The sequence below is a fragment of the Halorarum halophilum genome (assembly GCF_013401515.1).
Classification (GTDB): domain Archaea; phylum Halobacteriota; class Halobacteria; order Halobacteriales; family Haloferacaceae; genus Halorarum; species Halorarum halophilum.
On sequence record NZ_CP058529.1, the window covers coordinates 1188078 to 1213898 of the forward strand.

32 protein-coding genes and 1 tRNA gene are annotated in these 25821 nt (G+C 65.8%); 17 read left to right on the forward strand and 16 right to left on the reverse strand.

The window, feature by feature from the left end; translation table 11 throughout:
* The first annotated feature begins 91 nt into the window (after positions 1 to 91).
* From HUG10_RS06215 to HUG10_RS22150, 3 genes are all read left to right on the forward strand, one after another.
* Complete coding sequence (locus HUG10_RS06215) at positions 92 to 607, forward strand: Lrp/AsnC family transcriptional regulator (protein ID WP_179168736.1); 516 nt, start codon at positions 92 to 94, stop codon at positions 605 to 607.
* Positions 608 to 838: 231 nt separating this feature from the next.
* The gene (locus HUG10_RS22270) at positions 839 to 1147 is read left to right on the forward strand and encodes a DUF7344 domain-containing protein (RefSeq protein ID WP_449272360.1); all 309 of its coding nucleotides are present in this window, start codon (positions 839 to 841) and stop codon (positions 1145 to 1147) included.
* Positions 1148 to 1230: 83 nt separating this feature from the next.
* The gene (locus tag HUG10_RS22150; protein ID WP_179171009.1) at positions 1231 to 1449 is read left to right on the forward strand and encodes a HalOD1 output domain-containing protein; all 219 of its coding nucleotides are present in this window, start codon (positions 1231 to 1233) and stop codon (positions 1447 to 1449) included.
* 228 nt (positions 1450 to 1677) lie between these two features.
* Here HUG10_RS22150 and HUG10_RS06225 read toward each other — a convergent pair whose 3' ends face one another.
* Genes HUG10_RS06225 through HUG10_RS06235 form a run of 3 tightly spaced genes read right to left on the reverse strand, consistent with a single transcriptional unit; the run spans position 1678 to position 4338 of the window.
* Positions 1678 to 2640 carry a sulfite exporter TauE/SafE family protein gene (locus HUG10_RS06225; RefSeq protein ID WP_179171010.1) on the reverse strand — a complete coding sequence of 321 codons (963 nt, stop codon included), beginning with the start codon at positions 2638 to 2640 and terminating at the stop codon, positions 1678 to 1680.
* A gap of 29 nt (positions 2641 to 2669) precedes the next feature.
* Complete coding sequence (locus HUG10_RS06230) at positions 2670 to 2912, reverse strand: DUF7512 family protein (RefSeq protein ID WP_179167592.1); 243 nt, start codon at positions 2910 to 2912, stop codon at positions 2670 to 2672.
* Positions 2905 to 4338 carry an FAD-binding oxidoreductase gene (locus tag HUG10_RS06235; protein ID WP_179168737.1) on the reverse strand — a complete coding sequence of 478 codons (1434 nt, stop codon included), beginning with the start codon at positions 4336 to 4338 and terminating at the stop codon, positions 2905 to 2907. Before HUG10_RS06235 ends, HUG10_RS06230 begins: the two co-directional genes overlap by 8 nt.
* Positions 4339 to 4487: 149 nt before the next feature.
* Here HUG10_RS06235 and HUG10_RS06240 point away from each other — a divergent pair, with 149 nt between their 5' ends.
* Positions 4488 to 5399, forward strand: a complete 912-nt coding sequence (locus HUG10_RS06240; RefSeq protein ID WP_179168738.1) for a helix-turn-helix transcriptional regulator — start codon at positions 4488 to 4490, stop codon at positions 5397 to 5399.
* A 314-nt stretch (positions 5400 to 5713) separates the two neighbouring features.
* Here the strand turns inward: HUG10_RS06240 and HUG10_RS06245 are convergent.
* A tRNA-Arg gene (locus HUG10_RS06245) sits at positions 5714 to 5788 on the reverse strand.
* Positions 5789 to 5894: 106 nt separating this feature from the next.
* On the opposite strand from HUG10_RS06245, the gene HUG10_RS06250 reads away from it, so the two are divergent.
* From HUG10_RS06250 to HUG10_RS06265, 4 genes are all read left to right on the forward strand, one after another.
* Positions 5895 to 6737 (forward strand): geranylgeranylglycerol-phosphate geranylgeranyltransferase, encoded by an 843-nt coding sequence (locus HUG10_RS06250; RefSeq protein WP_179168739.1) that lies wholly within the window; start codon positions 5895 to 5897, stop codon positions 6735 to 6737.
* Between the two features lie 124 nt (positions 6738 to 6861).
* On the forward strand, positions 6862 to 7470 hold the full coding sequence (locus HUG10_RS06255) for an RAD55 family ATPase (RefSeq protein WP_179168740.1): 609 nt from the start codon (positions 6862 to 6864) through the stop codon (positions 7468 to 7470).
* A gap of 124 nt (positions 7471 to 7594) precedes the next feature.
* Positions 7595 to 8017, forward strand: coding sequence for a CoA-binding protein (locus HUG10_RS06260; protein WP_179168741.1), 423 nt, complete (start codon positions 7595 to 7597; stop codon positions 8015 to 8017).
* A gap of 177 nt (positions 8018 to 8194) precedes the next feature.
* Positions 8195 to 9391, forward strand: a complete 1197-nt coding sequence (locus HUG10_RS06265) for a sensor histidine kinase (RefSeq protein WP_218780652.1) — start codon at positions 8195 to 8197, stop codon at positions 9389 to 9391.
* A gap of 97 nt (positions 9392 to 9488) precedes the next feature.
* On the opposite strand, the gene HUG10_RS06270 is transcribed toward HUG10_RS06265, so the two are convergent.
* Entirely contained in the window at positions 9489 to 10469 is a 981-nt protein-coding gene (locus HUG10_RS06270) for a PLP-dependent cysteine synthase family protein (protein ID WP_179168743.1), read from the reverse strand.
* Between the two features lie 181 nt (positions 10470 to 10650).
* A complete protein-coding gene (locus HUG10_RS06275; RefSeq protein ID WP_179168744.1) occupies positions 10651 to 10968 on the reverse strand; it encodes a DUF5798 family protein in 318 nt (105 codons plus the stop codon).
* Positions 10969 to 11063: 95 nt separating this feature from the next.
* Between HUG10_RS06275 and HUG10_RS06280 the strand changes: the two genes are divergently transcribed.
* From HUG10_RS06280 to HUG10_RS21995, 3 genes are all read left to right on the forward strand, one after another.
* Entirely contained in the window at positions 11064 to 11450 is a 387-nt protein-coding gene (locus HUG10_RS06280; RefSeq protein WP_179168745.1) for a PRC-barrel domain-containing protein, read from the forward strand.
* A gap of 64 nt (positions 11451 to 11514) precedes the next feature.
* Positions 11515 to 12336, forward strand: coding sequence for a 5'/3'-nucleotidase SurE (surE, locus tag HUG10_RS06285; RefSeq protein ID WP_179168746.1), 822 nt, complete (start codon positions 11515 to 11517; stop codon positions 12334 to 12336).
* Positions 12337 to 12430: 94 nt separating this feature from the next.
* The gene (locus tag HUG10_RS21995) at positions 12431 to 12553 is read left to right on the forward strand and encodes a hypothetical protein (protein WP_281375711.1); all 123 of its coding nucleotides are present in this window, start codon (positions 12431 to 12433) and stop codon (positions 12551 to 12553) included.
* Between the two features lie 57 nt (positions 12554 to 12610).
* Here the strand turns inward: HUG10_RS21995 and HUG10_RS06290 are convergent, their stop codons facing one another.
* The 4 genes from HUG10_RS06290 to HUG10_RS06305 form a co-directional block, all read right to left on the reverse strand.
* Positions 12611 to 13300, reverse strand: coding sequence for a competence/damage-inducible protein A (locus HUG10_RS06290; protein ID WP_179168747.1), 690 nt, complete (start codon positions 13298 to 13300; stop codon positions 12611 to 12613).
* A 124-nt stretch (positions 13301 to 13424) separates the two neighbouring features.
* Positions 13425 to 14210 (reverse strand): DUF5803 family protein, encoded by a 786-nt coding sequence (locus tag HUG10_RS06295; protein WP_179168748.1) that lies wholly within the window; start codon positions 14208 to 14210, stop codon positions 13425 to 13427.
* Positions 14207 to 14878, reverse strand: a complete 672-nt coding sequence (locus tag HUG10_RS06300; protein ID WP_179168749.1) for a DUF2110 family protein — start codon at positions 14876 to 14878, stop codon at positions 14207 to 14209. Before HUG10_RS06300 ends, HUG10_RS06295 begins: the two co-directional genes overlap by 4 nt.
* Positions 14878 to 15417, reverse strand: coding sequence for a transcription factor (locus tag HUG10_RS06305; RefSeq protein ID WP_179168750.1), 540 nt, complete (start codon positions 15415 to 15417; stop codon positions 14878 to 14880). The genes HUG10_RS06300 and HUG10_RS06305 overlap by 1 nt, the downstream gene beginning before the upstream one ends.
* A gap of 92 nt (positions 15418 to 15509) precedes the next feature.
* On the opposite strand from HUG10_RS06305, the gene HUG10_RS06310 reads away from it, so the two are divergent.
* A complete protein-coding gene (locus tag HUG10_RS06310) occupies positions 15510 to 16145 on the forward strand; it encodes a hypothetical protein (RefSeq protein ID WP_179168751.1) in 636 nt (211 codons plus the stop codon).
* On the opposite strand, the gene HUG10_RS06315 is transcribed toward HUG10_RS06310, so the two are convergent.
* From HUG10_RS06315 to HUG10_RS06325, 3 genes are read right to left on the reverse strand one after another with little or no spacing between them, the layout of a single operon-like run.
* Positions 16120 to 16932 carry a transcriptional regulator TbsP domain-containing protein gene (locus tag HUG10_RS06315; RefSeq protein ID WP_179168752.1) on the reverse strand — a complete coding sequence of 271 codons (813 nt, stop codon included), beginning with the start codon at positions 16930 to 16932 and terminating at the stop codon, positions 16120 to 16122. The two genes, HUG10_RS06310 and HUG10_RS06315, sit on opposite strands and share 26 nt — an antisense overlap.
* 36 nt (positions 16933 to 16968) lie before the next feature.
* On the reverse strand, positions 16969 to 17712 hold the full coding sequence (locus HUG10_RS06320; RefSeq protein WP_179168753.1) for a methyltransferase domain-containing protein: 744 nt from the start codon (positions 17710 to 17712) through the stop codon (positions 16969 to 16971).
* Positions 17709 to 18104: a nascent polypeptide-associated complex protein gene (locus HUG10_RS06325; protein WP_179168754.1), complete on the reverse strand. Its 396-nt coding sequence runs from the start codon at positions 18102 to 18104 to the stop codon at positions 17709 to 17711. The genes HUG10_RS06320 and HUG10_RS06325 overlap by 4 nt, the downstream gene beginning before the upstream one ends.
* Before the next feature lie 146 nt (positions 18105 to 18250).
* Here HUG10_RS06325 and HUG10_RS06330 point away from each other — a divergent pair, with 146 nt between their 5' ends.
* A complete protein-coding gene (locus HUG10_RS06330; protein ID WP_179168755.1) occupies positions 18251 to 19048 on the forward strand; it encodes a creatininase family protein in 798 nt (265 codons plus the stop codon).
* Between the two features lie 228 nt (positions 19049 to 19276).
* Here the strand turns inward: HUG10_RS06330 and HUG10_RS06335 are convergent, their stop codons facing one another.
* Positions 19277 to 19936: an O-methyltransferase gene (locus tag HUG10_RS06335; RefSeq protein ID WP_179168756.1), complete on the reverse strand. Its 660-nt coding sequence runs from the start codon at positions 19934 to 19936 to the stop codon at positions 19277 to 19279.
* A gap of 83 nt (positions 19937 to 20019) precedes the next feature.
* Here HUG10_RS06335 and HUG10_RS06340 point away from each other — a divergent pair, with 83 nt between their 5' ends.
* A complete protein-coding gene (locus tag HUG10_RS06340; RefSeq protein WP_179168757.1) occupies positions 20020 to 20439 on the forward strand; it encodes a GNAT family N-acetyltransferase in 420 nt (139 codons plus the stop codon).
* 4 nt (positions 20440 to 20443) lie between these two features.
* Here the strand turns inward: HUG10_RS06340 and HUG10_RS06345 are convergent, their stop codons facing one another.
* Positions 20444 to 20899, reverse strand: coding sequence for a CopD family protein (locus HUG10_RS06345; RefSeq protein WP_179168758.1), 456 nt, complete (start codon positions 20897 to 20899; stop codon positions 20444 to 20446).
* 119 nt (positions 20900 to 21018) lie between these two features.
* Here HUG10_RS06345 and HUG10_RS06350 point away from each other — a divergent pair, with 119 nt between their 5' ends.
* Positions 21019 to 22701: an acyl-CoA mutase large subunit family protein gene (locus tag HUG10_RS06350; protein WP_179168759.1), complete on the forward strand. Its 1683-nt coding sequence runs from the start codon at positions 21019 to 21021 to the stop codon at positions 22699 to 22701.
* Positions 22702 to 23286: 585 nt separating this feature from the next.
* Here the strand turns inward: HUG10_RS06350 and HUG10_RS06355 are convergent.
* Positions 23287 to 23733: a helix-turn-helix transcriptional regulator gene (locus HUG10_RS06355; protein ID WP_179168760.1), complete on the reverse strand. Its 447-nt coding sequence runs from the start codon at positions 23731 to 23733 to the stop codon at positions 23287 to 23289.
* A gap of 341 nt (positions 23734 to 24074) precedes the next feature.
* Here HUG10_RS06355 and HUG10_RS22155 point away from each other — a divergent pair, with 341 nt between their 5' ends.
* Together HUG10_RS22155 and HUG10_RS06365 are read left to right on the forward strand one after the other, a co-directional pair.
* Positions 24075 to 24167, forward strand: a complete 93-nt coding sequence (locus HUG10_RS22155; RefSeq protein ID WP_394354986.1) for a hypothetical protein — start codon at positions 24075 to 24077, stop codon at positions 24165 to 24167.
* The gene (locus tag HUG10_RS06365; RefSeq protein WP_179168761.1) at positions 24142 to 24507 is read left to right on the forward strand and encodes an SRPBCC family protein; all 366 of its coding nucleotides are present in this window, start codon (positions 24142 to 24144) and stop codon (positions 24505 to 24507) included. Before HUG10_RS22155 ends, HUG10_RS06365 begins: the two co-directional genes overlap by 26 nt.
* Positions 24508 to 25821: the final 1314 nt, after the last annotated feature.

Below are 25821 nucleotides of genomic sequence, written 5' to 3' on the forward strand. Positions count from 1 at the left end.
GGGAATCTACTGGTAGGGATTAGACAACGAGACAACAGCGTTCCAGCGCGAGGAGGGAACGTGTTAGGAGCCCTCACACCGTAGGTCAGCTATGGGTCGTGACCTGGACGATGTCGATCGGAGTATTCTCTATCTGCTGCAGAGAGATGCTCGAAACACGACAGCACAGGACATCGCCGACACCGCTGGCGTCTCGCCGAGCACCGTTCGCAACCGAATCGACCAGCTCGAAGCGGACGGGATCATCAAAGGCTACCACCCGGAGATCGACTACGAAGCGGCCAATCTCCCGCTACAGGTGACGTTCGTCATCAGTGCACCACCCACCGAACTCCCCGACATCTCGGAGCAAATTCGGGGCATTCAGGGCGTCATCGACGTTCGCGAGATGCTCACCGGCCGTCGGAACGTCCACGTCGACGTCGTCGGGACGAGCACGGCCGACATCACCAGAATCACCGATGCCATTCACGACATCGGAATCGAAATCGATAGTTCGGAGATGATGCGACGCCGGCACGTGCAGCCGTTCAACCACTTCTTCCTGCAGGGGTCGGAGTTGGAGGACGCGCACGGCGAAGGGGATGTGGACGACACCGAGTCGTAGGTGACCGCACTCGTGGCGTGGTGTGTTTTCCACAGATTTCCAGTGATATCTTGAGAGAATACACACCCCTCAGAACAGAAATCGTGATTCTACGCCCTGTAATTGCGGATACTCGAACGTGGTTGCCTACGTTCACAACATCGTTATCTACCGGTCAGTGCATCCCTTCGATGAGGAAGTGAGGCCGGTCGAGAAACCGACCGACTCTCGCTTGGGACCCCCTCAGCGATCATGAACGACTTCACCTTCGATGCGCTGGCGAACGGGCACCGACGAACGCTCCTGGTCGAGCTGTTCGAATCACGTTCCCACGAGGACACCATTCACGTTCCCACGGATAGGGATTCGAGAGCGGACGACCCCGACCGTCAACGGATGGCGCTGTATCACACGCATCTGCCCAAACTCGTGGATTATGGCTTCGTCCGATGGAACGAGAATACACACGAGATTTGCCGAGGGTCACGGTTCGAGGAGATCCGACCGCTCCTCGAAGTCGTCGTCGACTGCGCCGACGGGGAACTCGTGGAACAGCGGTAACACTCAGCTAGTCCCATAACGAACCGACGTACTTCGATGGAGTCCAGCCAGCCGTTCCCACGGTCCTACCAGTTTCCACTCCAATAAGGGAACAAGCAAGTGCGATCGTCGTTGAATCCGTCCCCCGGGAGTTGACTGTCGGCCCGACCGATCTTCCCGAGCAGTTGTACTCAGTCCTCGACCCGGATGCCCTGGACTCGTTGTTCGCGGGGAGAGAGAATACGGCAGACCCAGTGATGTTCTCGCATTGTGGCTACGACGGAACCGTGACCGGAGGTGGAGATGTGATTCTCGAAAGTTGAATCATCTCCTCTTGCAATAGGGTGTACCGAGACGACGGAGCAGGGCTACCGTTTAGCTTCGTCGCGTATCACGCAAGTTGTTACTGCTGTACAACATGACGGAGGAAAACCCTGGATGAGTTCGAACGAATCACATCAGCTACTGCCGAACGAACGGTATGAGAAACCACGGGGCCGGGATGGTCTACCGTTCGGACTTCGGCCGCTCCTGTCGAACTATACCGGTTATTAGTGGGTCAGTGACGACCCACGCTCTCGATTCTCTCTGAGCGCAGCGATCGACGTGCGGACGATCGCACCACTGACCACGACCGCGGTTCCGAAGATGAGGACTGTACTCCCAGTTCCAAGCATCCCAACGCCGTATGCGACACTCACCTGCTTACTTGCGGTGTCGACACTCCCCGAGAGCAGCATCACTGCGAAGTATCCCTTGATGTCAGCCTCGTTTACCAGCCGTGTCGCACTCGCACCGATGCGAGCACCGAGCGCGCTCCCGCCGAGTAACGCGGCGACAACGGGAATATCGACGGCGTTCGACTGGGCGTAGACGAACGTCCCGAACGCACCCGAAACCGAGATCTGGAGGATACTGGTCCCAGCAGCGATTGCAGCGGGTATGCCGAACCCGGAGACCATGACGGGGAGCAGAAGGAATCCCCCACCGACGCCGAGACATCCAGAGAGAACGCCGATCGCCGACCCAACAGCAAGGATAACCCACACTGAGACGGTCGCACCGCCAGGTAGCGACACCATTGGCGGGATCTGGATGGCCCGAACCCTGGTAGCGACTCGGCCCGTTCCCGCATCTGTACCGTCAGTACGGGCATCTCGGAGGACGGTGAGGCCGACGGCACCGAGAAGTCCGACGTACACCACGCCGATGACGACGTCGGCGCTGCCGAGATCCGCAAGCAGGAACACGACCCGGGTGCCGACCTCGATACCGAACGTCAGTCCGAGAATCATCACCGTCGCCAGTTTGTAGCTGACCTGGCCGTGATCACGGTGTCTGAGCGCACCAATGACACTGGTGCCGAAGACGAACGCGAGTCCGCTCCCGACGGCCACCGGTGCCGGATATCCGATCACCAACAGCGCTGGCGTCACGAGGAACGACCCGCCCATCCCGAAGAACCCGAAGAGAATGCCGATGAGCAGGCCGAATCCGACGAAGAGACCGATCATCGAGATACCGAGGCCAAGGAGTTCCACGGTCAGGTGCTCACGAGTATCTCACGGGCGGCCGGGCTAGCAACCCGCGCCAGCGCCCCGTATCCGACGTACAGCACGAGCGCTTCCGCCAGGACGTAACCGACCGTGGCAGCGGCCCGCCCGGACTCATTGAACACGGGGCCGATCAGCAGGACGCTCAGCGATAATACCAGTACACCCAACAGTACGTTCGAGGCTGTCGATACCCTCCAGACTGCCGCGAATCCGGCGTCCCTATCACTCATGGCATCTTCCACCGTCGGCTCGAACGTTTTCGGACGGCGCGATGTTCTGATTGAGGCTGAACAGATTCGTCGGGTCGTACTCGTCCTTTAGCGCGACCAACCGCTCGTACGTCGGTCCGAACGTGGACCGCATCATGTCGTCGCCCTCTTCGAGGAATCCCGGGAAGTTCAGGTACACCGAGCCGTCCGAGAACTGGCGCATGTCGTCGAGACAGTCCCGCACCCACTCGACGTTGGCGTCGTCGTTCTCCGGGCGTTCCCAGTTCGCTTCGACGCCCAGCAGGAAGGGCGCGTGTCGCCCCGCGAACGCGCTGTCCTCGACGCCAACCTGGGCGATTGCGCCACCCAACTGCCAGACATCCACTGTCGAGAGCGGTGAAGGTGCCACATCGGACCAGTAGACGATTCGATCGATGGCGGACTCCGACAGGCCGTCGAGGTACAGTGACTTCCAGTAGTAGCGCATCCCGTCGGGGTAGTCCTCGTCGAAGAGTTGCTGGAACTCGACGTACGGCATCGGTTCACTGAAGTCGGCGATCGGCTCGGCGATCCCTCGCAAGGGTGCCAGTGCGCGTTCGCCGTCCGCGACCGGGCCCGCGTAACAGCCCGCGATCGCTATCTTGGATTCGAGCACCGCATCTGTTGGGAAGAGGTCCTCGTCGGGCATCACACCGGACAGAGTGAGCAAGCTTACTTCCGGGGGCGCATCCGCGACGTAGTCGCGGTAGGCTCCCAGAACCTCGACCATCCGGTCACCCGAATAGAACACGAGGCAGATCGCCACGTCCGGGCCGACCGGGTGGAGGTCGAACTCGAAGCCGGTGACCACCCCGAAGTTGCCGCCGCCACCACGGAGTCCCCAGAAGAGGTCCGAGTTCTCGTCCCCGCTGGCGGTCATGTACTCGCCGCCCGCCGTGACCAGATTTACGGATGCGAGGTTGTCACAGGTCAAGCCGTACTCGCAGCGGAGATGACCGATGCCACCACCGAGCGTCAATCCAGCGACCCCCGTCTCCGAGACGGCCCCTCCAGGCGTTGCCAGCCCGAAGGCCTGGGTTTCGCGGTCCACATCCGCCCACGTGGCACCGGCCTGGACCCGTGCCGTCCGTGCGTCAGGGTTTATCCACACGCCCCTCATCTCGGAGAGATCGATCACGAGCCCGTCGTCGCAGACGGCGGTTCCGGCGACGTTGTGGCCACCGCCACGTACCGCGACCAGGAGATCGTTCTCGCGCGCGAAGTCCACCGCGCTGATGACGTCTCCGACGCCTCGACATCGCGCAATCAGGGCCGGACGCTTGTCGATCATCCCGTTCCACACCGTGCGCGCGTCGTCGTAGTCGGCGTCGTCGGGACGAATCAGGCCGCCGTGGAATTCTGCTTCGAACCGTTCGATCCGTTCGGCGGGGATGACGTGTTGTGCCATGCAGAAGTGGACGACAGCGCGGGTATTGGCCTCACCCATCGAGTGGAGTTCGGTGTCGAGAGTACCGTTTCAGGCAGTGAGACGAATTCCAGAGCGCGTACGGGATAGAGTTACTATCAGTGACAGCCACTGTCTAGCGAGTGGGCCACATGATCCCTGACCAAGACGACCGATTGGAGGACGATGGCCGCCCGCCACCTGGCTCGCCGGTCTTCGAGGCGATCCTGGAAAACGAGCGAAACCGCCGCTATCTCGGCAAGCGCCTGGACGCCGCGGGCGATCGCATCGATACAGAACTCCTCGGAGACATCATCAGACTCGAACCCATCCTCGAAGCGCTACTGGAAGAACCGCTCGATCGCCGGGAGATCGAACAGCGACTCGACGTCTCGCGGGCGACGAGCCACCGCTACACGCAGTGGCTCGACGAGCACGAATTCGTTGAGAAAGTCGATGGGCGATTCCAACTGACCTGGCGCGGCGAGGTCGTCGCAGAGGAGGTGCTCCGGTTCGAAGCGAACATACGGACGGCGCACAGACTGACCCCGCTTCTCGACGTGATCTGTGAGGACCACCGGGAGTTCGTCGTCGAACCGTTCGTCGACGCGACGATCACCGTCGCCGAACCTGACGATCCCTACAGGCCGGTCGAGCGGTTCATCGCACTCGTCGACGAGTCGGAGACGTTTCGGGGGTTCAATACGACGCACATGGCTCCGCTGGTCCTCGGCGAGTTCCACCAGCGGGTGTTCGACGATACCGACACCGAGATCATCTATCTTCCACATATCGTGGAGAAACTGTTCGAGACGTACCCGGAGCGCGCCCAGGAATCGATCGACCGCGGGCATCTGACACTCCGGACGCGTGATGAACTGCCGTACGGCCTCGCTCTCTTCGACGAGCGTGTCGGTATCGGCGGCTACGACGAAACCACCGGTCTCATGCAGGTGTTCGTCGATACGGATTCGCCGATCGCGTGTGAGTGGGCGGAGCGCGTCTACACATCGGTCAGAGCAGATTCGAACCCGCTCGATGAGAAGACGGATCTGACTCGGTGATATGCTCTCGGTGTGGGCGGAAGAACTCGTCGTGCATCCCGTTACGCCCCACGACTGCGACACCTGCTACTTTTCCAAGTCTGTGTCCTGTTTACAGGTCGAACGTCAAAACTGCACCTCGCATCTACGACATCAGCGGAACTTCGGATCAGTAAGCGATTGGTTTTCTCTGTAGTCACCAGTCTGGATGTACGCGAATTCTGGTGATAGCTACTCGTTCGTTCGACCATCGAACGAAATCAAATCCGGCAGCCAAAGTCGTTTTATAAGCGACTTACCGCCTCATGTCGGATTTTAATCGTTCGGAAAACGAATGGGCGCTGCAGGATTTGAACCCGCGACAGCCTGGTCCGAAGCCAGGTACTCTGTCCAAGCTGAGCTAAGCGCCCGTACACCGTCGTACACTCGGGTCGCCTTTAACTCCCGCGTTTCGGCCCGACCGCCGAGACCCGTGTCGCGTCATTTATCACGACACCGGCGGGACACGGTGACGACATGGGGGACACGCGGGCGCTGGCGGGCGGCTTGCTCGAACTCACCCGACCCGGCAACGCCGTCGCCGCGGGCGCGCTCACGTTCATCGGCGCGTTCGTCGGCGGCGGCCTCCAGCCGATTCCCGTCACCCTGGCGGTCGCGGCGACCGTGTTCGCCGTCGCCGCGGGCAACGCGGCGAACGATTACTTCGATCGCGACATCGACCGCGTCAACCGGCCGGATCGACCCATTCCGAGCGGCCGGGTCACGCCCCGGACGGCGGCGACGTTCGCCGGCGTGCTGTTCCTCGGCGCTGTCGTCGCCGCGGCCACGCTGCCGATGCTCGCGCTCGCCATCGCCGTCGTAAACCTGCTCGCGCTCCTCGCCTACACGGAGCTGTTCAAGGGGCTCCCCGGCGTCGGCAACGCGGTCGTCGCGTACCTCACCGGGAGCACGTTCCTCTTCGGCGCCGCTGCGGTGGGGGCGCTCGGGCCGGACGTCTGGGTGCTGTTCGGGCTGGCGGCCGTCGCGACGTTCGCCCGCGAGCTCGTGAAGGACGTCGAGGACGTGGCCGGCGACCGCGAGGAGGGGCTCCGGACGTTGCCCATCGTCGCCGGCGAGCGGGCGACGCTCACTCTCGCCGTCGCCGTCATGGTCATCGGCGCGGCGGCGAGCGCGTTCCCCTACGCCCGGGGGACGTTCGGTGTCGCGTACCTCGCGCTGGTGGTGCCCGCTGACGCGGTGATGGTCGGGGCGACCGCGTGGGGCTTCAGGGACCCGGGAACCGCCCAGCGGTGGCTCAAACGGGGGACGTTCCTCGCCGCGACCGCGTTCGTCGTCGGACGGCTCGCCGTCGCCGGCTGAGAGGGCAAACAAAAAGAATAATACAGGCTCACAGCATGGACCTAACGACCAATGACTCCCATCGGGAGGTCCCGTTCCGCCAGCAAGTCGTGGACCGTCCCCGAACCGGGGGAGGGAGTCGACCATGTATGACGTCGAGGCGCTCGGGTCGAGCATAGACCCGGGCTCGAACGTCCTCATCACCGGCCCGCCGCTGAGCGGGAAGCGCGAGCTCGCGCTCGACATCCTCGCGGAGGGCGTCGAGGACGGCGAGGGCGCCATCATCGTGACCACGAAGGACGGCGCGGACCGGCTGCTCGACCGGCTCGGCCGCCGCGTCGACTACGAGGGGAAGCCGGTGGCCGTCGTCGACACCGTCACGCGCCAGCAGGGGGTCGGCGACGTTCGCGACGACGAGTACGTGAAGTACACCTCCTCCCCCGTTGACCTCACGGGCGTCGGGATCAAGCTCTCCGAGTTCCTCGAGAGCTTCTACAAGGACCGCGGCATCACGCGCAACCGCGTGATGCTCCACTCGCTGTCGACGCTGCTGATGTACTCGGACCTGCAGACGGTGTTCCGCTTCCTCCACGTGTTCACCGGCCGCATCCAGAGCGTCGACGGGTTCGGCGTGTACTGCATCGACTCGACGGCCCACGACGACCAGACGATGAACACGCTGAAACAGCTGTTCGACGGCGTCATCGAGACCGCAGAGGACGGCGAGCACGCGGTCAGGCTCGCCGACGCCTGAGGAGCGATTCGGGGTCCGACGCTTCCTCCGTGCTGCCACCGTACCCGAGCGCCGCCAGAGTCCAAGACCCGCCGGATCCGAGTGCCGCCGAACCCTTTTCGCCGGGGCGGCCCTACGACCGCCCATGCCCGTGACCGACGACGAGGGGCTCCGCGACCTGCTCTCGATGGACCCCGTGGCCGTGATCGGCTGTTCGAGCACGCCGGGGAAGGCCGCCCACGACATCCCGCAGTACCTCCAGCGGCACGGCTACGACGTAATCCCGGTGAACCCCTACGCCGACGAGATCCTCGGGCGCGAGGCGTACGACTCGCTCGCCGAGGTCGAGGCGGACGTGGAACTCGTGGACGTGTTCCGCCCGAGCGACGAGGTCGCCGGTATCGTCGACGAGGTGCTCGACCGACAGGAGGATCGCGACGACATCCGCGGCGTATGGCTCCAGCTCGGCATCACCGACGACGAGGCGCTCGCTCGCGTCGAGGACGCCGGCCTCCTCGCCACGCAGGACAAGTGCATGAAGGTCGAGTACGCCCGGCTGATGGACTGACGGCGGCTCATCGTTCGCGCCCGGAGCGTCGTCGGGGTCGCCCCAACAGCGACGGCCGAGCCCCCGACCCGGACGCGTAGCCGAACATCACGGTGGCCGACTTTCCCGCGGAGCGGATAGCCGTCGACGCCACCTGGCAGCACGAAATTGATGTGGAAGCGCTACGGACGGGCGAGAGTGACACGCTGGAGGAACCTCACGTCCCCCGCCTGGGGGAGGCGGACCATCGTCGGCCTCGGGGGGCTGTACGTCGCGCTCGCGTCGGGGTGGGCGATCCAGCACCTCGCCCTGGGACGGCCCGTCTCGAACGTGCTGCTCGTCTCGCTCTTCATCGGCCTTCCGGGGCTCGGACTCGTCTACGGCGGCTATCGGCTGCCCCGAACGGACATTGACCCGACGTTTTACCCGACCGTCGCCGGCTGGTGTCTCGCCGGCACCGGGCTGATGTACGTCAGCCTGGTCGTCTACCAGTTCGAGCCGGGTGAGAGCATCAGCGAACCGATCCGCGGCCTGCTGGTCCTCACGGCGTTCGGGAGCGTCGCCGGGTACGGGGTCGGCGTCTACGACGCGCTCGCGAGGACAAGAGCCGTCGACCTGGAACGGCGGAACCGGGAACTCGAGCGAACCGAGGCGGAACTCCAGAAGACGGTGGGGCGACTCGAACGGGCGAACGAGCGGTTCGAGGAGTCGAACGAACGCCTGGAACAGTTCGCCTACGCCGCCTCCCACGACCTCCGTGAGCCGTTGCGGATGATCACGAACTACCTCACGCTCGTCGAACAGCGGTACGGCGACTCCCTCGACGAGGACGGCAGGGAGTTCATCGGGTTCGCCGTCGACGGCGCCGACCGGATGCGCGCGATGATCGACGGGCTGCTCGCGTACTCTCGGGTCGGGACGCAGGGCGAGCCGCTGACCCCGATCGAACTCGACGAGGTGCTCGCCGACGTCAGGAAGGACCTCGAAGTGCGGATCACCGAGAGCGGCGCCACCGTGGAATCGGAGGCGCTACCCCGCGTCCAGGGGGACAGGAATCAGCTGCGTCAACTGCTCCAGAACCTGTTGAGCAACGCCATCGAGTACAGCGGCGACGGATCGCCCCGCGTTCGAATCTCCGCCGATCGAACCGGGGCGACGTGGACGGTGTCCGTCCGTGACGAGGGGATCGGCATCGATCCTGCGGACACCGACCGCATCTTCGAGATCTTCCAGCGACTCCACACCCAGGAGGAGCACGCCGGCACCGGGATCGGCCTCGCGCTCTGCAAGCGCATCGTCGAGCGTCACGGCGGCACGATCCGGGTAGACTCCGACCCTAGCGAGGGAACGACGTTCTCGTTCACGCTGCAGGCGGCCGGCGACCGCCCGACGTAGCTCCTCCGGCAGGCGTCCCAAATCGTCCATCACACGTGCCGGACCCTCGGCCACACTTTCCGGACCCTCCGTCACACGGACTGCCCGGACTCGACTGTCACCCGGTCCACTCCTCGAACGAGCGGTACACGCCCTTCGAGAGGTAGCGCTCGCTCGAATCCGCGAACACCGTCACCACGGAGTCGTGCGGGACGTCGACCTCGCCGCGCTCGATCTCCCGCGCCACCTGCCGCGCCGCCAGCGAGTTCGCGGCGGAGCTCGACGCGATCAGGTGGCCCTCCTCGCTCGCCAGTCGTGCCATCTCCTCATGGACGTCCTCGTCGGGGATGGTCTTCAGGTCGTCCACCTGGCTGGGGTCGAACAGCTCGTTGGTGGAGACGTCGTGGGTGCCGATCCCCTCCGTCTTGTACTCGCCCTCCTCCGCGTCCTCGCCGAACAGTTCGCCGTAGGTCGACCCCTCGGGCTGGACCGCGACGACGTGGGTGTCCGGGTTCCGTTCGAGGGCGTACCGTGCGAGGCCCATTAGCGTTCCCCCGGTACCGCAGCCGGCGACGACCGCGCCGACCTCGCCGTCGAGCGCCTCGAACACCTCCGGCGCGGTCGTCTCGTAGTGCGCCTCGGTGTTCAGCGGGTTCTCGAACTGCTGGGGCACCACCGCGCCGTCCAGTTCGTCCGCGAGCGCGTGCGCGCGGTCGATGGCGCCACCCATGCCGTCCTCGCTGGGCGTGTTGATGACCTCGGCGCCGAGCGCGCGCATCAGCTGCTGCTTCTCGACGCTGAACCGCTCGGGGACGACGAAGACGGCGTCCACGTCAAGCTGGCCGGCCGCGACCGCGAACCCGATACCCGTGTTCCCGGCCGTCGGCTCGATGACGGTGCCACCGGGTTCGAGGGTGCCGTCGGCCAGCATCGCCTCGAGCATGTACCTCCCGATGCGGTCCTTCACCGAGGCGCCGGGGTTGAACGACTCCAGTTTCGCGTATACGGGAACCGAATCGGGCGAGGCGTGTACTCGGACGAGCGGCGTCTCCCCCACGGCCTCCAGCACGGAGTCGAGGGGCTCCCGGTGGGTGGTCATACGCTGGCAAACATTGCCCCGGGTTACGTATCTTGCTATCCGGCGGCCGGGTCGGATAGAATCGGTCGGAGTGAACCGGTCGGAAACCGGACGACTCCGGGTCGACTCGAACGCTGAAGGGGTAGCCCGTTCCGGGTCGCGGACGCGGTAGCGAGGCGAAGGAGGGCGTGCGCCGTATCGGTCAGGGCGTCTCCGCGCCGGCCGGTTCGTCGGCGTCGGCGGAGTCCACGGCGTCCGGTTCGACGTCCACGTCCTCGACCTCGTCGTCCACCTCGGCGACGACCGACTCCGGGTCGATCCCCTGCTCCTCTGCGAGCGCAGCGACGAGCGCGCGCTGCTCTGCGAGTTCCCCCTCGAGCCGCTCGACGCGCTCCTCGGTGTTGGTCACCGTCTCCCGCATCTCTTCGACCTGCTGGCGTACCTCGTTCACCTTCGCGTAGAGCTGTTCGGCCGTGTCGGCCACGGTCTGGATCTTCTTCGCCGTGCTTCCGAATCCCATACCCGGGGGATACGTCCCGGTCCCCCTGTGTCTTGCGGTGGCTCGGACGCCGTGAGGAAGCCATTAAGTGGGGCCCCATCGTTCGGCTGGTTGTCATGACAGTTGGTCCCGTGGCCCCCGTAACGGCCCTCGCAGACAAGGAGGTGTACGCCGCCGACGGCCGCTACGTCGGCCGCGTCGTCGACATCGTGGTCGAACTGGAGACGAGCGAGCGGCCGGCGCTCGCGCTCCAGGACGTGAACGAACCCATCGTCGGCACCTTCCCCGAGGACGCGGCCGGACTCCGCGTCCCCTATCGCGACGTCCGCGCCGTGGGCGACGTCGTCGTCCTCTCGAAACCCGTCGACTGGGCCGGGGGTGGGGGGGCGACCGTGGACTCGCCAACGTCGATCGAATCGCCGTCGGACGGTATCCCCGACGAAGCGGGCCCCTATCCGGACGAGCAAGATGGAAAGGACCGCGACGGCGACCTCGTGCCGTAACCAGGCGTCCCGGAACCGGCCGAAACCCGACGTGCTTTTCCCCGCCGTCCACCACGCCCTGCCAATGAGTCGCAGCGGCGAGCCCCGGTTTCTCCTGACGAACGACGACGGCATCGAGAGCCCCGGGTTCCGCGCGCTGTACGACGCCCTCTCGTCGATCGGCGAGGTGATCGCCGTGGCGCCAGCGGACGACCGCAGTTCGGTCGGCCGGTCGCTGTCCGGCCACGTCACCGTCGAGGACCACGAACTCGGCTACGCCATCGACGGCACCCCGGCGGACTGCACCGTCGTCGGCCTCGAGTCGCTCTGTCCGGACGTCGACATGGTGCTGGCCGGGTGTAACAAGGGCGCCAACCTCGGTGCGTACGTCCTCGGCCGCTCGGGCACAGTGTCGGCGGCCGTCGAGGCGGCGTTCTTCGACGTGCCGGCCATCGCGGTCTCGCAGTACGTCCCCGCCGGGTCGGGGGAGGCGTACAGGGAGTTCGAGGTGACCGAGGACGACTACCGCGAGGTCACCCGCGCCGCCCGCTACCTCGCCGAACACGCCGAGGAGGCCGGCGTGTTCGACACGGCCGAGTACCTGAACGTGAACGCGCCGTGGCCCGATGGGTCGCCGGCGCCGATGGAGGTCACCCGCCCCTCGACGCTGTACGAGATGACGGCCGAGCGCGACGGGGACGCCATCGTCCTCCGGGACGGCATCTGGGAACGGATGAAGGAGGGCTCCGTTCCGGACCCCGTCGGGACGGACCGGCGAGCGGTAGTTGAGGGCCGCGTCTCCGTCTCGCCGCTGACGGCGCCGCACACGACGAGACACCACGACGCGCTCGACGCGCTCGCGGAGTCGTACGCGGACGAGGAGGGCATCGACGGGAACGCCGGCTGACGGGGGCGGCACTGACGGGGAACGCTGCCGTCCCCGCGAGGATTCCGCCAATTTGGACACGCTTATGCGGTGCCAGTCGGAAGCCTCGCGCACGATGAATCCGCTCCTGCTCGCCCAGACGGAGGCGCCGAGCTTGCCCGTCACGGAGACGGCGACGGTCGTGCTCGTCGCCAGCCTGCTCATCACCGTCGCCTGGCTGCTCCACCTGTACAGCTGATCTGCTCCCGACGAACAGATCGTCCGCGATCGCTCGGCCGGGTTCGGCCGACCGATCCTACTCTGCGGGTTCCACGCGCTCGCGAAGCCACGCGGCCGCCCGTTCGGCCTCGCCCTCGTCGCCTGCCGTCAGCTTCACCCGGACGTGCTCGCCGGGGTACGAGCCGACCGACACCTCGAACTCCTCGCGGACCGCCGCCAGCCGGTCGATCAGCGTCGACTCGGGTTCGGCCGCCTCGACCGTCGCCGTGTAGGTCACCCGACCCGAGAACTCGGACGCGACGCCCTCGAACATCGCCTCCATCTCGGCCGGGACGCCGGGGAACACGTACACCGACTCCAGGACGCACCCCGGGGCGACGCCCACCTCGTTGTTGAGCGGTCGCGCCCCCTCGGGCAACTTCGTCGTCCCGTCGGTCAGGTCGCCGGCCGCGTAGCCGCCGTGTTCAAGCAGCCAGTCGAGCGCCTCCTCGTTCCGCGTCAGCCGGCGGCCGAACGCGGCGGCGACACCCTCCATCGTGACGTCGTCGTGGGTGGGCCCGATGCCGCCGGTGACGATGACCGCGTCGTACTCCGCCCGGAACTCGTTGACCACGCGCGCGATGTCGGCGACCCGGTCGGGCACCGTCGTGATGCGCTCGACCGCGACGCCGCGCTCGTCGAGGCGACCCGCGAGCCACGTCGCGTTCGAGTCGGCGGTGTCGCCCGTGAGCAGTTCGTCCCCCACGGTGACGATGGCTGCCTTCATGAACCGGGAGACGAGGGTCGCGGCCATAAGTTCGCGGGCGAGGGTCGGGACATCGCGAGACGAGAAACACCCCTCCGCCGCCGGTCGTCGTCCCGACCATCGATCGCCGACGTGCCGAGGGTCGTTACCCCATGCCCGGCGGCGGATCGCGTCCGGAGTCGTCGTCGACGTCCACGTCGAGGCCCATCTCCTCGCGGGTCTCGCGCAGTTCGCGGATCTGCCGCCGGAAGTACGCCAGCCCGACGATGGCGACGACGCCGAACACGGCCACCAGCCCCCCGAACAGGCCGAGGTCGCGCTGGAGGTAGAACTGCACGAGGACGGCGTCGGAGGTGACGTTCTCCCAGGATATGTGCACGCGGTCGTTGTCGTCGATGCTCGTCGTCGTCGGGCCCGGCGAGATGCGACCGAAGATCGGTGCGGACGCGCGGCGCCCCGGTGGGAGGACGACCTCGTAGGAGCCGTCGACGTACGTCGGGAGCGAGAAGCGCTTCGGCGTGCTGCTCGCCGTGACCGCGAGCTTTCCACCATCGACCGGGGTCCGGATCGTCACCTCGTCGCGGGTCTCCTGGACGCTCCCGCGTTCGGCCAGCGTCGTGCCGTTGATGACCGTCCCGTTCGGGTAGCGGTACCTGACCGCGCGGACGTCGAGCGGGTTCTGGCCGCCGAGGCCGTCGTTCCGGTACAGCTCGATCTCGGTGTCGTTCATCCGGTAGACGGCCTGGAACGACGAGTCCTTCGTGACGGTCACGTGGACGTCGACGCTCTCGTTCCACGCGTAGCTGTCGCCGGCCGGCTGTTCGTCCAGCCGGTCGGCCGGAACGGAGTCGTCGCCGAAGAAGCCGAGACAGCCGGAGAGGAGGAGCATCCCGACGAGAGCGAGGAGCGCGAGGACCCGGCGGCGGCTCATGGGATGACGGCTTTCAACTCCGCGGGGAGATACCCGCCGATGGACGCGAGCAGCCCCGGCGGGTCGGTCCCCTCGGTGCAGACGATGCTCTGTTCGAGGAGGCCCAGCCGCTCGACCGTGACGATGTCCTGGGCGTGCCCCGCGCGGTTCACCGTCGCGCGCACCTCGCCGCGGGTCGCGCTGTTCACGTTGACGCGGCCGTTCCCCCGGGTCCAGTCGTACAGTCGGTCCTGCTCGGCCTCGGCCAGTTCGTTCGCGCCGTCCTCGTGGTAGACGAACCGGAGGGTGAGGTGCTGGACCAGCCCGAAGCGGTCGCGGATCTGCGAGGGCGACCCGGTTCCAAGCCCCAGCCCCTCCCGGGGGACGCGGAACTCTCGACCGGCGTCGAGCGTGAAGCCGTCGTCGTCCCACCCCTCGAGGGTGCCGTAGTACGTCCCGCCGTCCTCGAAGTGGTCGGTGATCTCCCCCCACTGCTCCCGGAGGACGTTCCGGGCGACCGTCGCGTCGGGGCCCTCGACGGTCACGGAGACGAAGTCGTCGCGGCGGACCCCGACCTCGTACTCGACGTCGAGCTCCCCCAGGTCGTTGGCGACGAGCGATCTCATCCCGTCCAGCGCCCGATCGCGGGCCTCGCCGGACACGTAGCACTTCGTCGCGATGACGACCATTACGCGCCGGCCTCGGTGTCGTCGTGGTCGACGTTCAGTTCGTCGCGGAGCTGGTCGATGCGCCACTCCATCGCCTCGACGAGCCGGCTGTTCTCCATCGACTCGAGGGGCGACCCGCACTCGGGGCACTCGAAGCCGAACTCCATCGCCTCCTCGAACTCGAAGCGGATGGAGTCCACCTCACAGAGGTAGAACTGGTGGTCGTCCTCGTAGGACTGCCGCTGCTCGAGCCCCTCGAGCAGCCGGTACATCTCCTCCTCGAGGTTCTCCGGGACGTTGTCGTACTCGAACGTCCAGAGGTAGGTCAGCCACCCGGAGTCCTCGTCGCGGACCCGCCGGTAGGAGGCGAGGTCGTTCTCGTACAGGATGAACAGCGCCCGGCGCACGTCGTTCAGCTCCAGTCCCAGCTCCTCCGCGAGTTCCTCGTCGGTTACCTCCCCGTCCGGCGGCGCCGCCGCGACGGGCATGCCCGTGGGGCCGACGAGTTCGTGGAGGTACTTCTGGATGACCGGGTCCTCCAGGAGTTCCTCAAAAGCCATTGTCGAATGACGGACGTGGGCTCGGTTAAAAGCTCCGAATACCTGGTCCGCGCCGCCCTACAGTTATGCCCCGAGCGACCCACTCGATGGGTATGCCCGTCGGGCCGCCGACGGTGCCGGTCGACCGGCTCGCGAGCGAGGGCTGGACGGAACTGGAGCGGGCGGAGTGGACGCCGTTCGACGCCCGCCTCGTCGCCGTCGACGCTAACAGCGTGGCGTACGAGGACGGGGCGCTCCGACACCGAATCTACGACGACACCGGTCTCGACCGGCCGTGGCGGATCTTCGTCGCCGCCCGACTGGCGCACCGCCCGTCGGTTCCCCGCTCCCGAGCCCTGACGGCGTTCGTCGCCGGCAGGGTGCTCGACGGGTTCGGCGACACCCTGGCCGAACGCGGATTCGCCGACGTCCGTCGCACGGATCGTGCCGAAGGAGGAGGGGACCTCGACGAGCGTCTCAGGGAGGACGGACGATCCACTGGGGACGAGCGCTCGCGGTTCGCTGAGTACGCGGCGGCCTGTTCGGTCGGGTCGGTGTCGCTCCGGACGCGTGGACTGGCGGGGGTCCGGCCGGTCGACGAGGGGTACGTGCTCGCCGGCGGCGCCTACCCCGAAACCGTCCGCGACGCACCCGACCCGGAGACGGCCCACGCGCTAGAGCGCCACCTCGAACCCGATCGGTTCGAGGTCGACCTGCAGGAACTCATTCGGGAGACGCACCGCGAGTGATCCGTTCGCGGGCTGCCGGAACGAGATCCTCGGGCGGCACCGACGCGAACTCGTCGTCCGCCAGTTCGAGCTGCTGGCGCGGGCGGCCGACGCCGTTCGGGACGCGCCGCGTCTCCACGATTCCGGCCTCCGTCAGCCGCTCCTTCGCGCGGGCGACCTCCGTGCGGCTGGAGAAGCCGATGTCGCGGGCCCACTCGCCGAGCTCGATGGAGAACAGTTCGTGGCGGGCACCCACGAGGGTGCAGAGGCCGACCGAGTCGACGGCTTCGTCGGCCCACAGGGCGCCCGCGCCCTCGATTGCCCCGGAGAGTGTGTCCGCCGCGTCGGGCCATCGGTCGCCGAAGGTGTCGAGCAGGACCCGTCTGCTGGGGACGTCCACCGCGTACGTCCCCGCGTCGTCCCACCTCTCCTCGAACGGTTCACGAAACGCGTCGGTCGCCTCGTCGTCCGTGGTGGAGAGGGAGCTGATGTGGTCGTCCGTGCGGACGTGCACCCACACCGCCCCGTGGCCGAGCGTCAGGCTCTCGGTCAGTTCGTCCGTGGTCCGGACCGCGAGCCGGCCGTCGTCGATCGCCTGCGCGGCCGCAGTGGCCGCACGGAACTCGCCGAACAGCGACGACGCCTCGTCGGGGGTGAGGAGGAGTCTGGCCTCCCCGTCCCCGGTCCGTAGCGAGCAGGCGACGGCGCGGGCGAGCCGGACCGGCGGGGAGACGAACAGTGGATTGCGCGTCTCAGCGAGCAGCGTCTCGGCGACGGAGGGCGTCGCGTCGAGCGGGCGCGAGGGCATGGAACCGTATCGGCGAGCTCGGGACTTTAATTTTCACTATCCTCGCCTCCCGAAAGTGAGATAGCCCGTGTGTCCGACGCCGGCCGTGCTCGGGCGCGTCCCCCGGTCGTCGACGTGGAGCTCCCGCTGGATGGTCTCGAGCGTCTCCACGCCGAGCAGCCCTGCCCCCCTCGCCGCCTCCTCCGCCCGTCGCGCGTCCTCGACGAACGGGGCGTACACCGCACAGTACCCGCCGTTCGTGAGCAGGTCCGGCGCGCGTTCGACGACTGCGGCGGCGTCGGCGGTATCGAGCGTGAGCAGATCGAACTCGCCCCCGGCTAGGTCCTCGAGGTCCTCGAGCACGTCGCCCGTCCGGACGTCGACGCGGTCCGCGACGCCGGCGAGCGCCATGTTGCCGCGGGCTACCTCGGCGAACTCCGCGTCCCGCTCGTAGGTGGTCACCTCCGCGCCGAGGCGGCCGAGATACCCCGAGAGCACGCCGGTCCCAGTCCCTGCGTCGAGTACCCTGTCGCCCGACTGCGCGCCGGTGTGGCCGATTACGAGGCCGATATCGCGCGGCATCATCGGCGCCCCCGTGCGCTCGAAGTGGTTGAACAGGTCCGGCCCGCGGAGGCGCCGCACCGCGAACGTCTCGCCGAGGTGCGTCTCGATGGTCTCGCCGGGTCGAGGAGCCTCGGGGACGGTCAGGACGCCCAGGTCGGTCTGGAGCTCCTCGCCCGGCGCGCGGAGGTACTCCCTGTCGGAGTCCGCGTGGACGAGGAGGACGGCGGCGTCGCTCACTCGAGTCGCGAGATGGCAGCAGCGAGGTCGCCGTCCTCCGCTTCGAGCGCCTCGCGGGCGGCGTCGGAGCTGACGCCGGCGCGCTGTGCGACGATCTCCACGTCGTCCGCGGGGATCTCCGGGGCCGCGCCCTCGCCGGACGCGTCGTCTTCACCCTCGATCGCCGGGCCGTCGTCGCTCCCGCCTCGCTCGCTGGAGTCGGGGTCGCCGACGACCTGGTACGTCTGCTGGCCCTGGGCGTCCATGCGCGTGACCTGCGCGTCGGTGAACACGAGCTCCTCGTCGGCCGTTCGGATGATGACCTCCTCTGCGTCGAGCTCGGTCACGTCGATGCCCATCTGTTTCATCATCTGTTCCATCTTCCGCGGATTCATGCCGCCGCCTCCGAACATGCCCGATTCGTCGGCGGCGTGGAGCAAAAGCGTGGCGACGTGCGTCTGCGACGCGACGGGATCCCCCCGCAGCCCCAGGAGTGACGGAGGCGGCACGAACGCTACCATCCCATCGTTTGAAGCCCTGCGGCGACCAGCCATCGTCCATGCAACTGGCCGAACGGACGTGGCCCGAACTCGGGGACTACGTCGCGGAGGAGTCGGTGGCGATGGTACCCTTCGGGTCGACCGAGCAGCACGGCCCCCACCTGCCGCTGGCGACCGACGCGCTCATCGCCGAGGCGCTGGCGCGCGAGGCGGCGGACCGGACCGGGTTCGTCTGCACCCCGCCGGTGCGGATCACTGTCTCCGGGCACCACCGGCAGTTCCACGGGACGATGTGGGTCGAACCCGACGTCTTCCGCGACTACGTGGAGAGCCTCACGCGCAACCTCACGTACCACGGCGTCGACCGCGTCGTGTTCGTGAACGCCCACGGCGGCAACGTTCCCCACCTCCGCGAGGTCGGCGGGCGCCTCAGGCGGGACCGGACGGCCTACGCGATCGAGTGGATGTGGGACGAGTCAATCCCCCGGCTCGTTCGCGAAGTGTTCGCGCACAACGGCCCCCACGGCGGCCCGAAGGAGACGGCGATGATCCAGCACATCGCGCCGGAGCTGGTCCGCGAGGGGGAACTCGAGTCGGCCCGGGACGGCGGGGTGCTCGAACTCACGGCGGAGGAGACCCGGCAGTTCGGCGCGCGGACGTACTACGACTGCGCTGACAACTCGGCGAACGGCGTCTTCGGCGACCAGACGGACGCGACGGCGGAGGTCGGCGCGGAGCTGTTCGAGGCGGCGAGCGACCAGCTGGTGCGCCTGCTGGAGTGGCTCGACGACCGAGAGTTCGACGAGCTCATTCCGGAACCGCACGTCGACCCCCAGCCGGGAAGCCGGCGCTCGTGACGGTCTGTGCGTGCTGACAGGCGGCGTCGCTTCTCCCCGCCCTCGCACGCGGCCGGCGTCTCGTCGTGCTCGGGGCGATTCCGTCCGGCGTGACGCCGCGCAATCGCGAGCGCCAGACGGGACTTCTCAGCGCACGCGAGGGATGGTCCCGGTTCGGTATTTGAACCTACGGACGGGTAGTGATGGCCGCGAACGATCGTGCGTCGCCGGACGCGGCGAGTCGAGCGGTCAGTCGACCTTCGTCGTGACCGCGAGTCCCGAGCCGACCGGCAGCACGACCGTCTCGAACCCGTCCGCGTTGCAGACGGTGTCGAGGTACTCCGCGATTCCACGGGACTCCTCGTCGTCCGCATCGATCGCGCCGTCCTCCCCCTCGAGGTGTGCGAGTACAGCGTCGAAGTCGATGGGCCCGTACATGACGTTGTCCGCGATCACCACGCCCCCCTCCGCGAGTTTCGGCGCGACCGCCTCGAAGGCGTCCGCGTAGCGCTCCTTCTCGTGGTCGATCAGCACGGCGTCGAACGGGCCGTCGTAACGGTCGATGGCGTCCATCGCGTCGCAGTGCTCGAACGAACAGCGGTCGGCGAGGCCGGCTTCCGACAGGAACTCCTCCCCCCGTTCGAGTTCGTCCGCGTCGAACTCGGTCAGGACGACGCGGTCGGCGCCGCCGCGGAGGAACCACGAGGCCGAGTAGCCGAACCCCGAACCGAACTCGAACACCGCCTCCGCGTCGGTCATGCGGGCGACCATGCACAGGACGGCACCCGCGTCCGGGCCGATGTTCGGGAAGTGGTGCTCGCTGGCGAACTCGTCCATGCGCTCCTGCACGTCGGTGTGTTCGGGGCCGGTGGCGCGAACGAACCTCGTAACGTCGTCGGAGAGGACCATGCGTCGATGGACCACCCCGGAGACTGTGAGCCTTCGGGTCACGCCGCCGATACGTATTCGTGGGACGAGCGGAAGCCGGGACCATGGACGCCACGCGAATCGAGGAGGTCACGACCGACGAGGGCTGGGATTGTGCGGTCCCAATCCTGCGAGAACTGTGGAGCGACGTCGACGAGCCGTTCGTCCGGTCCTGGCGGGAGGAGGACGACTACCGCCTGTTCGGTCGCTACGAAGGTGGGGAACTCGTCGGCGTCGTCGGCGTCTCGACCCAGCGCGTGCTCCACCACGCCCGCCACGCGTGGATCCACGACATCGTCGTCACGGGGTCGCGCCGGGGCGAGGGCCACGGCGCGGCGCTGTTGTCGTTCGTCGAGTCGTGGGCGCGCGAACGGGACTGCGAGTACGTCGCGCTCGCGAACAGGCTGGGGAACGAGGGGGCGCTCGACTTCTACGAGGCCGAGGGGCTGGAGCCGTGGGGCTACGTCGTCGAGACGGAGCTGTGAGGCGTCACACCGCCGGCCCGGCGAGGTAGCCGCCGATGACCAGCAGGACGAGGCCGGCCACGCTGGCCGCCTTCAGGAACGCGTCCGCGTCGCGGGCGGCGGTCCGGACCTTGCCCACGTCGAGCGCCGACCGCATCCGCCGCCCGCCGACCTCGACGAGCGCGGTCATCACGAACCAGAGCGTCAGCATGGTGAGGACGAGGTGCCCCCGGCCGGTTCCGAACAGCCCCTCGCTCCCGTAGACGGTCGCGGCCATATGACCGCCGGTGGCGACGAAGACGACCGCGGCGAGTCGCGTGAGCGTCGTCAGGCCGGACTCGATCGACCGGAGCGCGTCGGGGCCGAGGTCGCCACCCTTCGCCAGCGGGACGACCTTCCACGTCGCGAGCAGGACGGCGCCGACCCAGACGCCGGCGAACAGCGTGTGCAGGATGTAGGCCGCGGTGAGTGCCGTGGGCATGTCGGGATGCTGACCCGGGGACTGCATAAATCCCGGTCGAACGACGCGACCGCGCGGCACGCCGTGGAGCCGCGGCCCGACGTTGAGGGTTTAAGGGGTGACGGAGCCACCTCACGCGTATGTTCGACCCCGACGATCTCGAGGAAATCCGCTCGGAGAAACGGCGGTGGGAGGAGGAGACGCTCTCGCCCACGCTGGAGCGGTTCGGGGAGCGCGAGGAGCAGTTCACGACGGACACCGGCGGGCAGGAGGTGAAGCGGCTGTACACGCCCGACGACGTGGACGACTTGGACTACGACGAGGACCTCGGCTTCCCCGGCGAGGAGCCGTACACCCGCGGCGTCTACCCGACGATGCACCGCGGCCGCCTGTGGACGATGCGCCAGTACGCCGGGATGGGTACCGCGGCGGAGACGAACGAGCGCTTCAACTACCTCATCGATCAGGGCTCCTCCGGGCTGTCGATGGCGTTCGACCTCCCGACCCAGATGGGCTACGACTCGGACGCGGACATGGCCGCCGGCGAGGTGGGCAAGTCGGGCGTCGCCATCGACTCGCTGGAGGACTTCGAGCGCGTCTTCGACGGCATCCCGCTCGACGAGGTGTCCACGTCGATGACCATCAACGCGCCCGCGTCCGTGCTGCTCGCGATGTACGTCGCCGTCGGCGACCGGCAGGGGGTGGACCGCTCGGGGCTGCGCGGCACCATCCAGAACGACATCATGAAGGAGTACGTCGCGCGGAATCTCTACATCTACCCGCCCGAGGAGTCGATGCGGCTCATCACCGACATCTTCGAGTTCTGCGCGGCCGAGACGCCGAAGTTCAACACCATCTCCATCTCCGGCTACCACATCCGGGAGGCCGGCTCCACGGCGGCCCAGGAGATCGCGTTCACCCTCGGCAACGGTATCGAGTACGTGCAGGCCGCCGTCGACGCGGGCCTCGACGTGGACGAGTTCGCCCCGCAGCTCTCGTTCTTCTTCAACGCCCACAACAACGTCCTGGAGGAGGTCGCGAAGTTCCGTGCCGCCCGGCGGATGTGGGCCCAGATCATGGAGGAGCGCTTCGGCGCCGAGAACCCCAAGTCGAAGCAGTTGAAGTTCCACACCCAGACCGCCGGCTCGATGCTCACCGCCCAGCAGATCGAGAACAACGTCGTCCGCGTCGGCTACCAGGCGCTCGCGGCGGTGCTCGGCGGCACCCAGAGCCTCCACACGAACGGGAAGGACGAGGCGCTCTCGCTCCCCACCGAGAAGTCCGTCCGGACCGCGCTGCGGACCCAGCAGATCCTCGCCCACGAGTCCGGCGCGGCGGACACCATCGACCCGCTGGCCGGGAGCTACTACGTCGAGAGCCTGACGGACGGGATCGAGGAGGAGGCGTTCGAGATCCTCGAGGAGGTGGACCGCCGCGGCGGGATGCTGGAGGCCGTGAAGAACCAGTGGGTCCAGCGCCAGATCCAGGACACCGCCTTCGAGCGCCAGCGCGAGATCGAGGAGGGCGAGCGGATCATCGTCGGGGTGAACGAGTACCGCGTCGAGGACGAGGAGCCGCAGGTCGACCTGGAAGACGTGTCAGAGGAGGAGCAGGGGGCGCAGGTCGACCGCGTGCAGGAACTCCGCGAGTCCCGGGACTCGGAGGCGGCCGAGGCGGCGCTCGCTGCGCTCCGGGAGGCCGCACGCGGGGAGGAGAACGTGATGCCGCACATCGTGGACGGGGTGAAGGCGTACGCGACCGTGGGCGAGATCTGCAACGTGCTGCGCGAGGAGTTCGGGGAGTACCAGCCGGGTTCTGTGTAAGTGCTGGGTTCGTCGTCAGCGGAGAGGAGCATCCGACCTCGTTGAAACCCTCGCTGAGGATAGATTTCGGGAGACGTGCTGCATCCAGAGCGCGTATCGGGCACGAGGGCGGACTGGTGTACCGGATGGTGAATGTATCGCTCAGTAATGGAGACTGAGGTTCCGACCGCAGTTAGCCTCTTCCCAGGCCTCGATAAAGTTCGGTCCTTCGCTCACGACGTTGCTGTCCCTGTCCCATCTGACCACATCATCTTCCTCTAATTCTAACAGGGATTTGTGGTTCAATCTGAGGCGGAGTCTCGCCACGGATTCGTTGGTAGAGAATGGGTCCTCACGTCGGTCGTATTTGCGCTGTTTGCTATCGACCATTGGCTGTATACGGGGGCGAACACCGATGTACTCCTTGATTTTTACAGAGTGTGGACGTTTGAGTAACCGGGTAACAATGGAGTCCATGCTCACTAAGCAAGTTCTTCCGAGCGGCTGATTCTCTGTGGACGGTTGGCGAATGGTACGGGCTCCGCCACTGTTCGAAACGAGGACACGTGAGCCACGTACTGCCCCCACCGCTGGAGCGGAAGCTCCTCACACGCGGAGCGTATCATCGCCGTCGTCGGTCGCGGAGAGCTGATTCTGTGGCGCGTATTCGGGGAGGCAGACCACCTTCTCACGGCCGACCGGCACGCGCACGACCTGGCCATCGTCTTCCATCTCCTGGAGGAGCCGACTGATCGTCGAACTCGACAAATTCGCGTAGGTGGCGAACTCCTTCTGTGGAAGCGTACCCCCATTGGCCTCCACTAGTTGGCAGAACAATTCGTCGTGAGAAACGCCGAGTTTCAGGACGAAGTCCTTTCGACTGCACAGTTCACTTGGGTCGTAATCGAAGAGTCCAGTTCCTGGCTCAGCATCGGAGTTCTCAGTCGGCGTTTCCTCGCTCTCCTCCCTGTCTACGAAGCGCACTATTGACGTAGCCTCGAATGAAGGGGCCTCTGCGAGCAGTTTCCGCAGCTTCTCCAGTTCGAATACCAACGTATGTTCCCATGCTCAGACACCTCCAATGAAGTCATGCCCTAATCATTTAGTTTCATGATATAAAATTGTCCAATAAATACGACCCTTCCCCTGATTGATAGACTTGAGATGGGTTCGGAATCGAATCATAGAAATGGTTGTTATTCTAAGTCTTTGACATCGTTCTAGGCAACAGGGGAGGTTCCATGTACGGCCAGCAGGTTAGCTGTGATGAGACGCCTGAAGCCGCCCTCATCCCATTACGATGGGAGTACCGTCCGTGAATCGACCACCCGATCGATAACCCGGAGAGCCGCATCACTGTCGAGTTCCACGACGTCGGAGAGGGCACGGAGGTCGTGTTCACGCACGAGAACCTCGATCCCGGGATGGTCGAGGATACTTCACAGGGCTGGAGCTCGATGCTTGGACGGCTGGAAACTGTGGCCTGAAGGCTACTTCCCTAATTCCATGAAGTACACGATGGAAACAGGGATCGACGCGCCCATCGAGGAGGTTGCTGCACTCGTCGGCGAAACCACCAACAGGATCGGATGGATGGAGGGAATCGTGAGTCAAGAGCACGTGAGCGGTTCGCCCGGAATGCCGGGTGCGAAGGACCAGCTCGTGTTCGAGATGAACGGCAATACCATCGAGTTGACGGCGACGGTGACCGAGCGAGACCTGTCTGACGAGTTCCGACAGACGATGGAAGCGCCACAGGTGCTGATGGCGATCTCGACACGATTGACTCCCGTGACTGCCGAGCGGACGAAGTACGTCTGGGACTAAGAGTACGAGTTCACGGGCACGCTGAAGAGGATCGTTGGAGTGGCGATGCGGAGCGAGTTCGAGAACCAGACGGAAACGCACGCGGAGAACTTCTAGGGGTTTGCGGAGGAAGAAATTTCGGAAAGCGAGTAGTCGGCGGTACACCACGTAGCTGATTCGATTGTTTCCCTCCGTGTAGAACGCGCTCCCTATGCTGAATCCACCCTCGGTATTCAGTAAGCAATGTTTGGCAGATCCCGGAGGGATCGGTAGGCGCTCCGATAACTGCTTACCTGTAATTATCTTCACATCAGTCAGCTGTATAGGGGTCACTTCCGAGAATTACCTATTCTCGGCAACTCTTCGTCGAGGATCGACTGTCACTTACAGCGCTCACACTCAAGGAAGGAGTTGTTCAATCGGCTAAGTCTGAATCAACCGCTACGTAGACCTGCAAACCGACTACCCTGTTATGTGCTGGGGGTGGATACTGAGACGTTTCGTCCTCGAAGCCAGTACTCCCCACCGGCGAGAAGTCCATACGCGACCAGATAGAACGGCGCCAAGAAGAGTACTAATGCAAACGCAGGCACGTCACCCCCTTCACTCCCGAGAACGGGGATGTGAACCAAGACGTGCCAGAACAGCAGAATGAACGCCATGAGTATGGATGGGCCTCGAATCTGGAAACGTACCCAGAGCAGAACGGGGACGCCAATCGTTCCGAATGCGAAGAGTGCAGCCAACCCAAACGAGGCCCAGTATGAACCCGTGATTTGGATGTTGGGTGATTGAGCACTATACCCGAAGATAATACTGGCGTAGCTGAGGCTGGCGAGACCACCACTCAGGATAGCTCGTTTCCAGTCTCCCCGCGATGACAACCACTCATGGAGGGACAGCATGTACGATGCATCATCTGTGTGGGTGATAAGTCTGCACGCTGTACGGAGCGGTACATCAGTCAGCCGTACAGGGGGTCGCTTCCGAGAATAACTTATAGCTGGCAACACTCCTTCGCGAGTCCGACTGGTATCTAACAGCGGTCACACTCAATAGCGGAACTGTTCAATTGGCTCTGTTTGAATCAACTGTTTCGTAGAACTGCGAACTGATCCGTCGAATTTCGATCAGGTATTGGTGATGCTCGTCGGGTCACGCTGAATACAGAGCGCGTAGTCGGCAGATGCCACTGCTCAGGGACAGATCGCAGGTAGCCGCTCGTGGACCCAGCTGCGATTCTACCCGAAGACAACACTTCCTCTATGAGGAGAAGGCGACCGTTGCTGGGACAGAGGGATGCTGACGAGCGAGTGATGTCGCGTTTCCTTGACT

Coding starts and splice junctions, on each gene's coding strand:
- HUG10_RS06215 (WP_179168736.1), top strand. CDS start 92: ATGGGTCGTGACCTGGACGATGTCGATCGGAGTATTCTCTATCTGCTG.
- HUG10_RS22270 (WP_449272360.1), top strand. CDS start 839: ATGAACGACTTCACCTTCGATGCGCTGGCGAACGGGCACCGACGAACG.
- HUG10_RS06225 (WP_179171010.1), bottom strand. CDS start 2,640: ATGATCGGTCTCTTCGTCGGATTCGGCCTGCTCATCGGCATTCTCTTC.
- HUG10_RS06230 (WP_179167592.1), bottom strand. CDS start 2,912: ATGAGTGATAGGGACGCCGGATTCGCGGCAGTCTGGAGGGTATCGACA.
- HUG10_RS06235 (WP_179168737.1), bottom strand. CDS start 4,338: ATGGCACAACACGTCATCCCCGCCGAACGGATCGAACGGTTCGAAGCA.
- HUG10_RS06240 (WP_179168738.1), top strand. CDS start 4,488: ATGATCCCTGACCAAGACGACCGATTGGAGGACGATGGCCGCCCGCCA.
- HUG10_RS06250 (WP_179168739.1), top strand. CDS start 5,895: ATGGGGGACACGCGGGCGCTGGCGGGCGGCTTGCTCGAACTCACCCGA.
- HUG10_RS06255 (WP_179168740.1), top strand. CDS start 6,862: ATGTATGACGTCGAGGCGCTCGGGTCGAGCATAGACCCGGGCTCGAAC.
- HUG10_RS06260 (WP_179168741.1), top strand. CDS start 7,595: ATGCCCGTGACCGACGACGAGGGGCTCCGCGACCTGCTCTCGATGGAC.
- HUG10_RS06270 (WP_179168743.1), bottom strand. CDS start 10,469: ATGACCACCCACCGGGAGCCCCTCGACTCCGTGCTGGAGGCCGTGGGG.
- HUG10_RS06275 (WP_179168744.1), bottom strand. CDS start 10,968: ATGGGATTCGGAAGCACGGCGAAGAAGATCCAGACCGTGGCCGACACG.
- HUG10_RS06280 (WP_179168745.1), top strand. CDS start 11,064: ATGACAGTTGGTCCCGTGGCCCCCGTAACGGCCCTCGCAGACAAGGAG.
- surE (WP_179168746.1), top strand. CDS start 11,515: ATGAGTCGCAGCGGCGAGCCCCGGTTTCTCCTGACGAACGACGACGGC.
- HUG10_RS21995 (WP_281375711.1), top strand. CDS start 12,431: ATGAATCCGCTCCTGCTCGCCCAGACGGAGGCGCCGAGCTTGCCCGTC.
- HUG10_RS06290 (WP_179168747.1), bottom strand. CDS start 13,300: ATGAAGGCAGCCATCGTCACCGTGGGGGACGAACTGCTCACGGGCGAC.
- HUG10_RS06295 (WP_179168748.1), bottom strand. CDS start 14,210: ATGAGCCGCCGCCGGGTCCTCGCGCTCCTCGCTCTCGTCGGGATGCTC.
- HUG10_RS06300 (WP_179168749.1), bottom strand. CDS start 14,878: ATGGTCGTCATCGCGACGAAGTGCTACGTGTCCGGCGAGGCCCGCGAT.
- HUG10_RS06305 (WP_179168750.1), bottom strand. CDS start 15,417: ATGGCTTTTGAGGAACTCCTGGAGGACCCGGTCATCCAGAAGTACCTC.
- HUG10_RS06310 (WP_179168751.1), top strand. CDS start 15,510: ATGCCCGTCGGGCCGCCGACGGTGCCGGTCGACCGGCTCGCGAGCGAG.
- HUG10_RS06315 (WP_179168752.1), bottom strand. CDS start 16,932: ATGCCCTCGCGCCCGCTCGACGCGACGCCCTCCGTCGCCGAGACGCTG.
- HUG10_RS06325 (WP_179168754.1), bottom strand. CDS start 18,104: ATGTTCGGAGGCGGCGGCATGAATCCGCGGAAGATGGAACAGATGATG.
- HUG10_RS06330 (WP_179168755.1), top strand. CDS start 18,251: ATGCAACTGGCCGAACGGACGTGGCCCGAACTCGGGGACTACGTCGCG.
- HUG10_RS06335 (WP_179168756.1), bottom strand. CDS start 19,936: ATGGTCCTCTCCGACGACGTTACGAGGTTCGTTCGCGCCACCGGCCCC.
- HUG10_RS06340 (WP_179168757.1), top strand. CDS start 20,020: ATGGACGCCACGCGAATCGAGGAGGTCACGACCGACGAGGGCTGGGAT.
- HUG10_RS06345 (WP_179168758.1), bottom strand. CDS start 20,899: ATGCCCACGGCACTCACCGCGGCCTACATCCTGCACACGCTGTTCGCC.
- HUG10_RS06350 (WP_179168759.1), top strand. CDS start 21,019: ATGTTCGACCCCGACGATCTCGAGGAAATCCGCTCGGAGAAACGGCGG.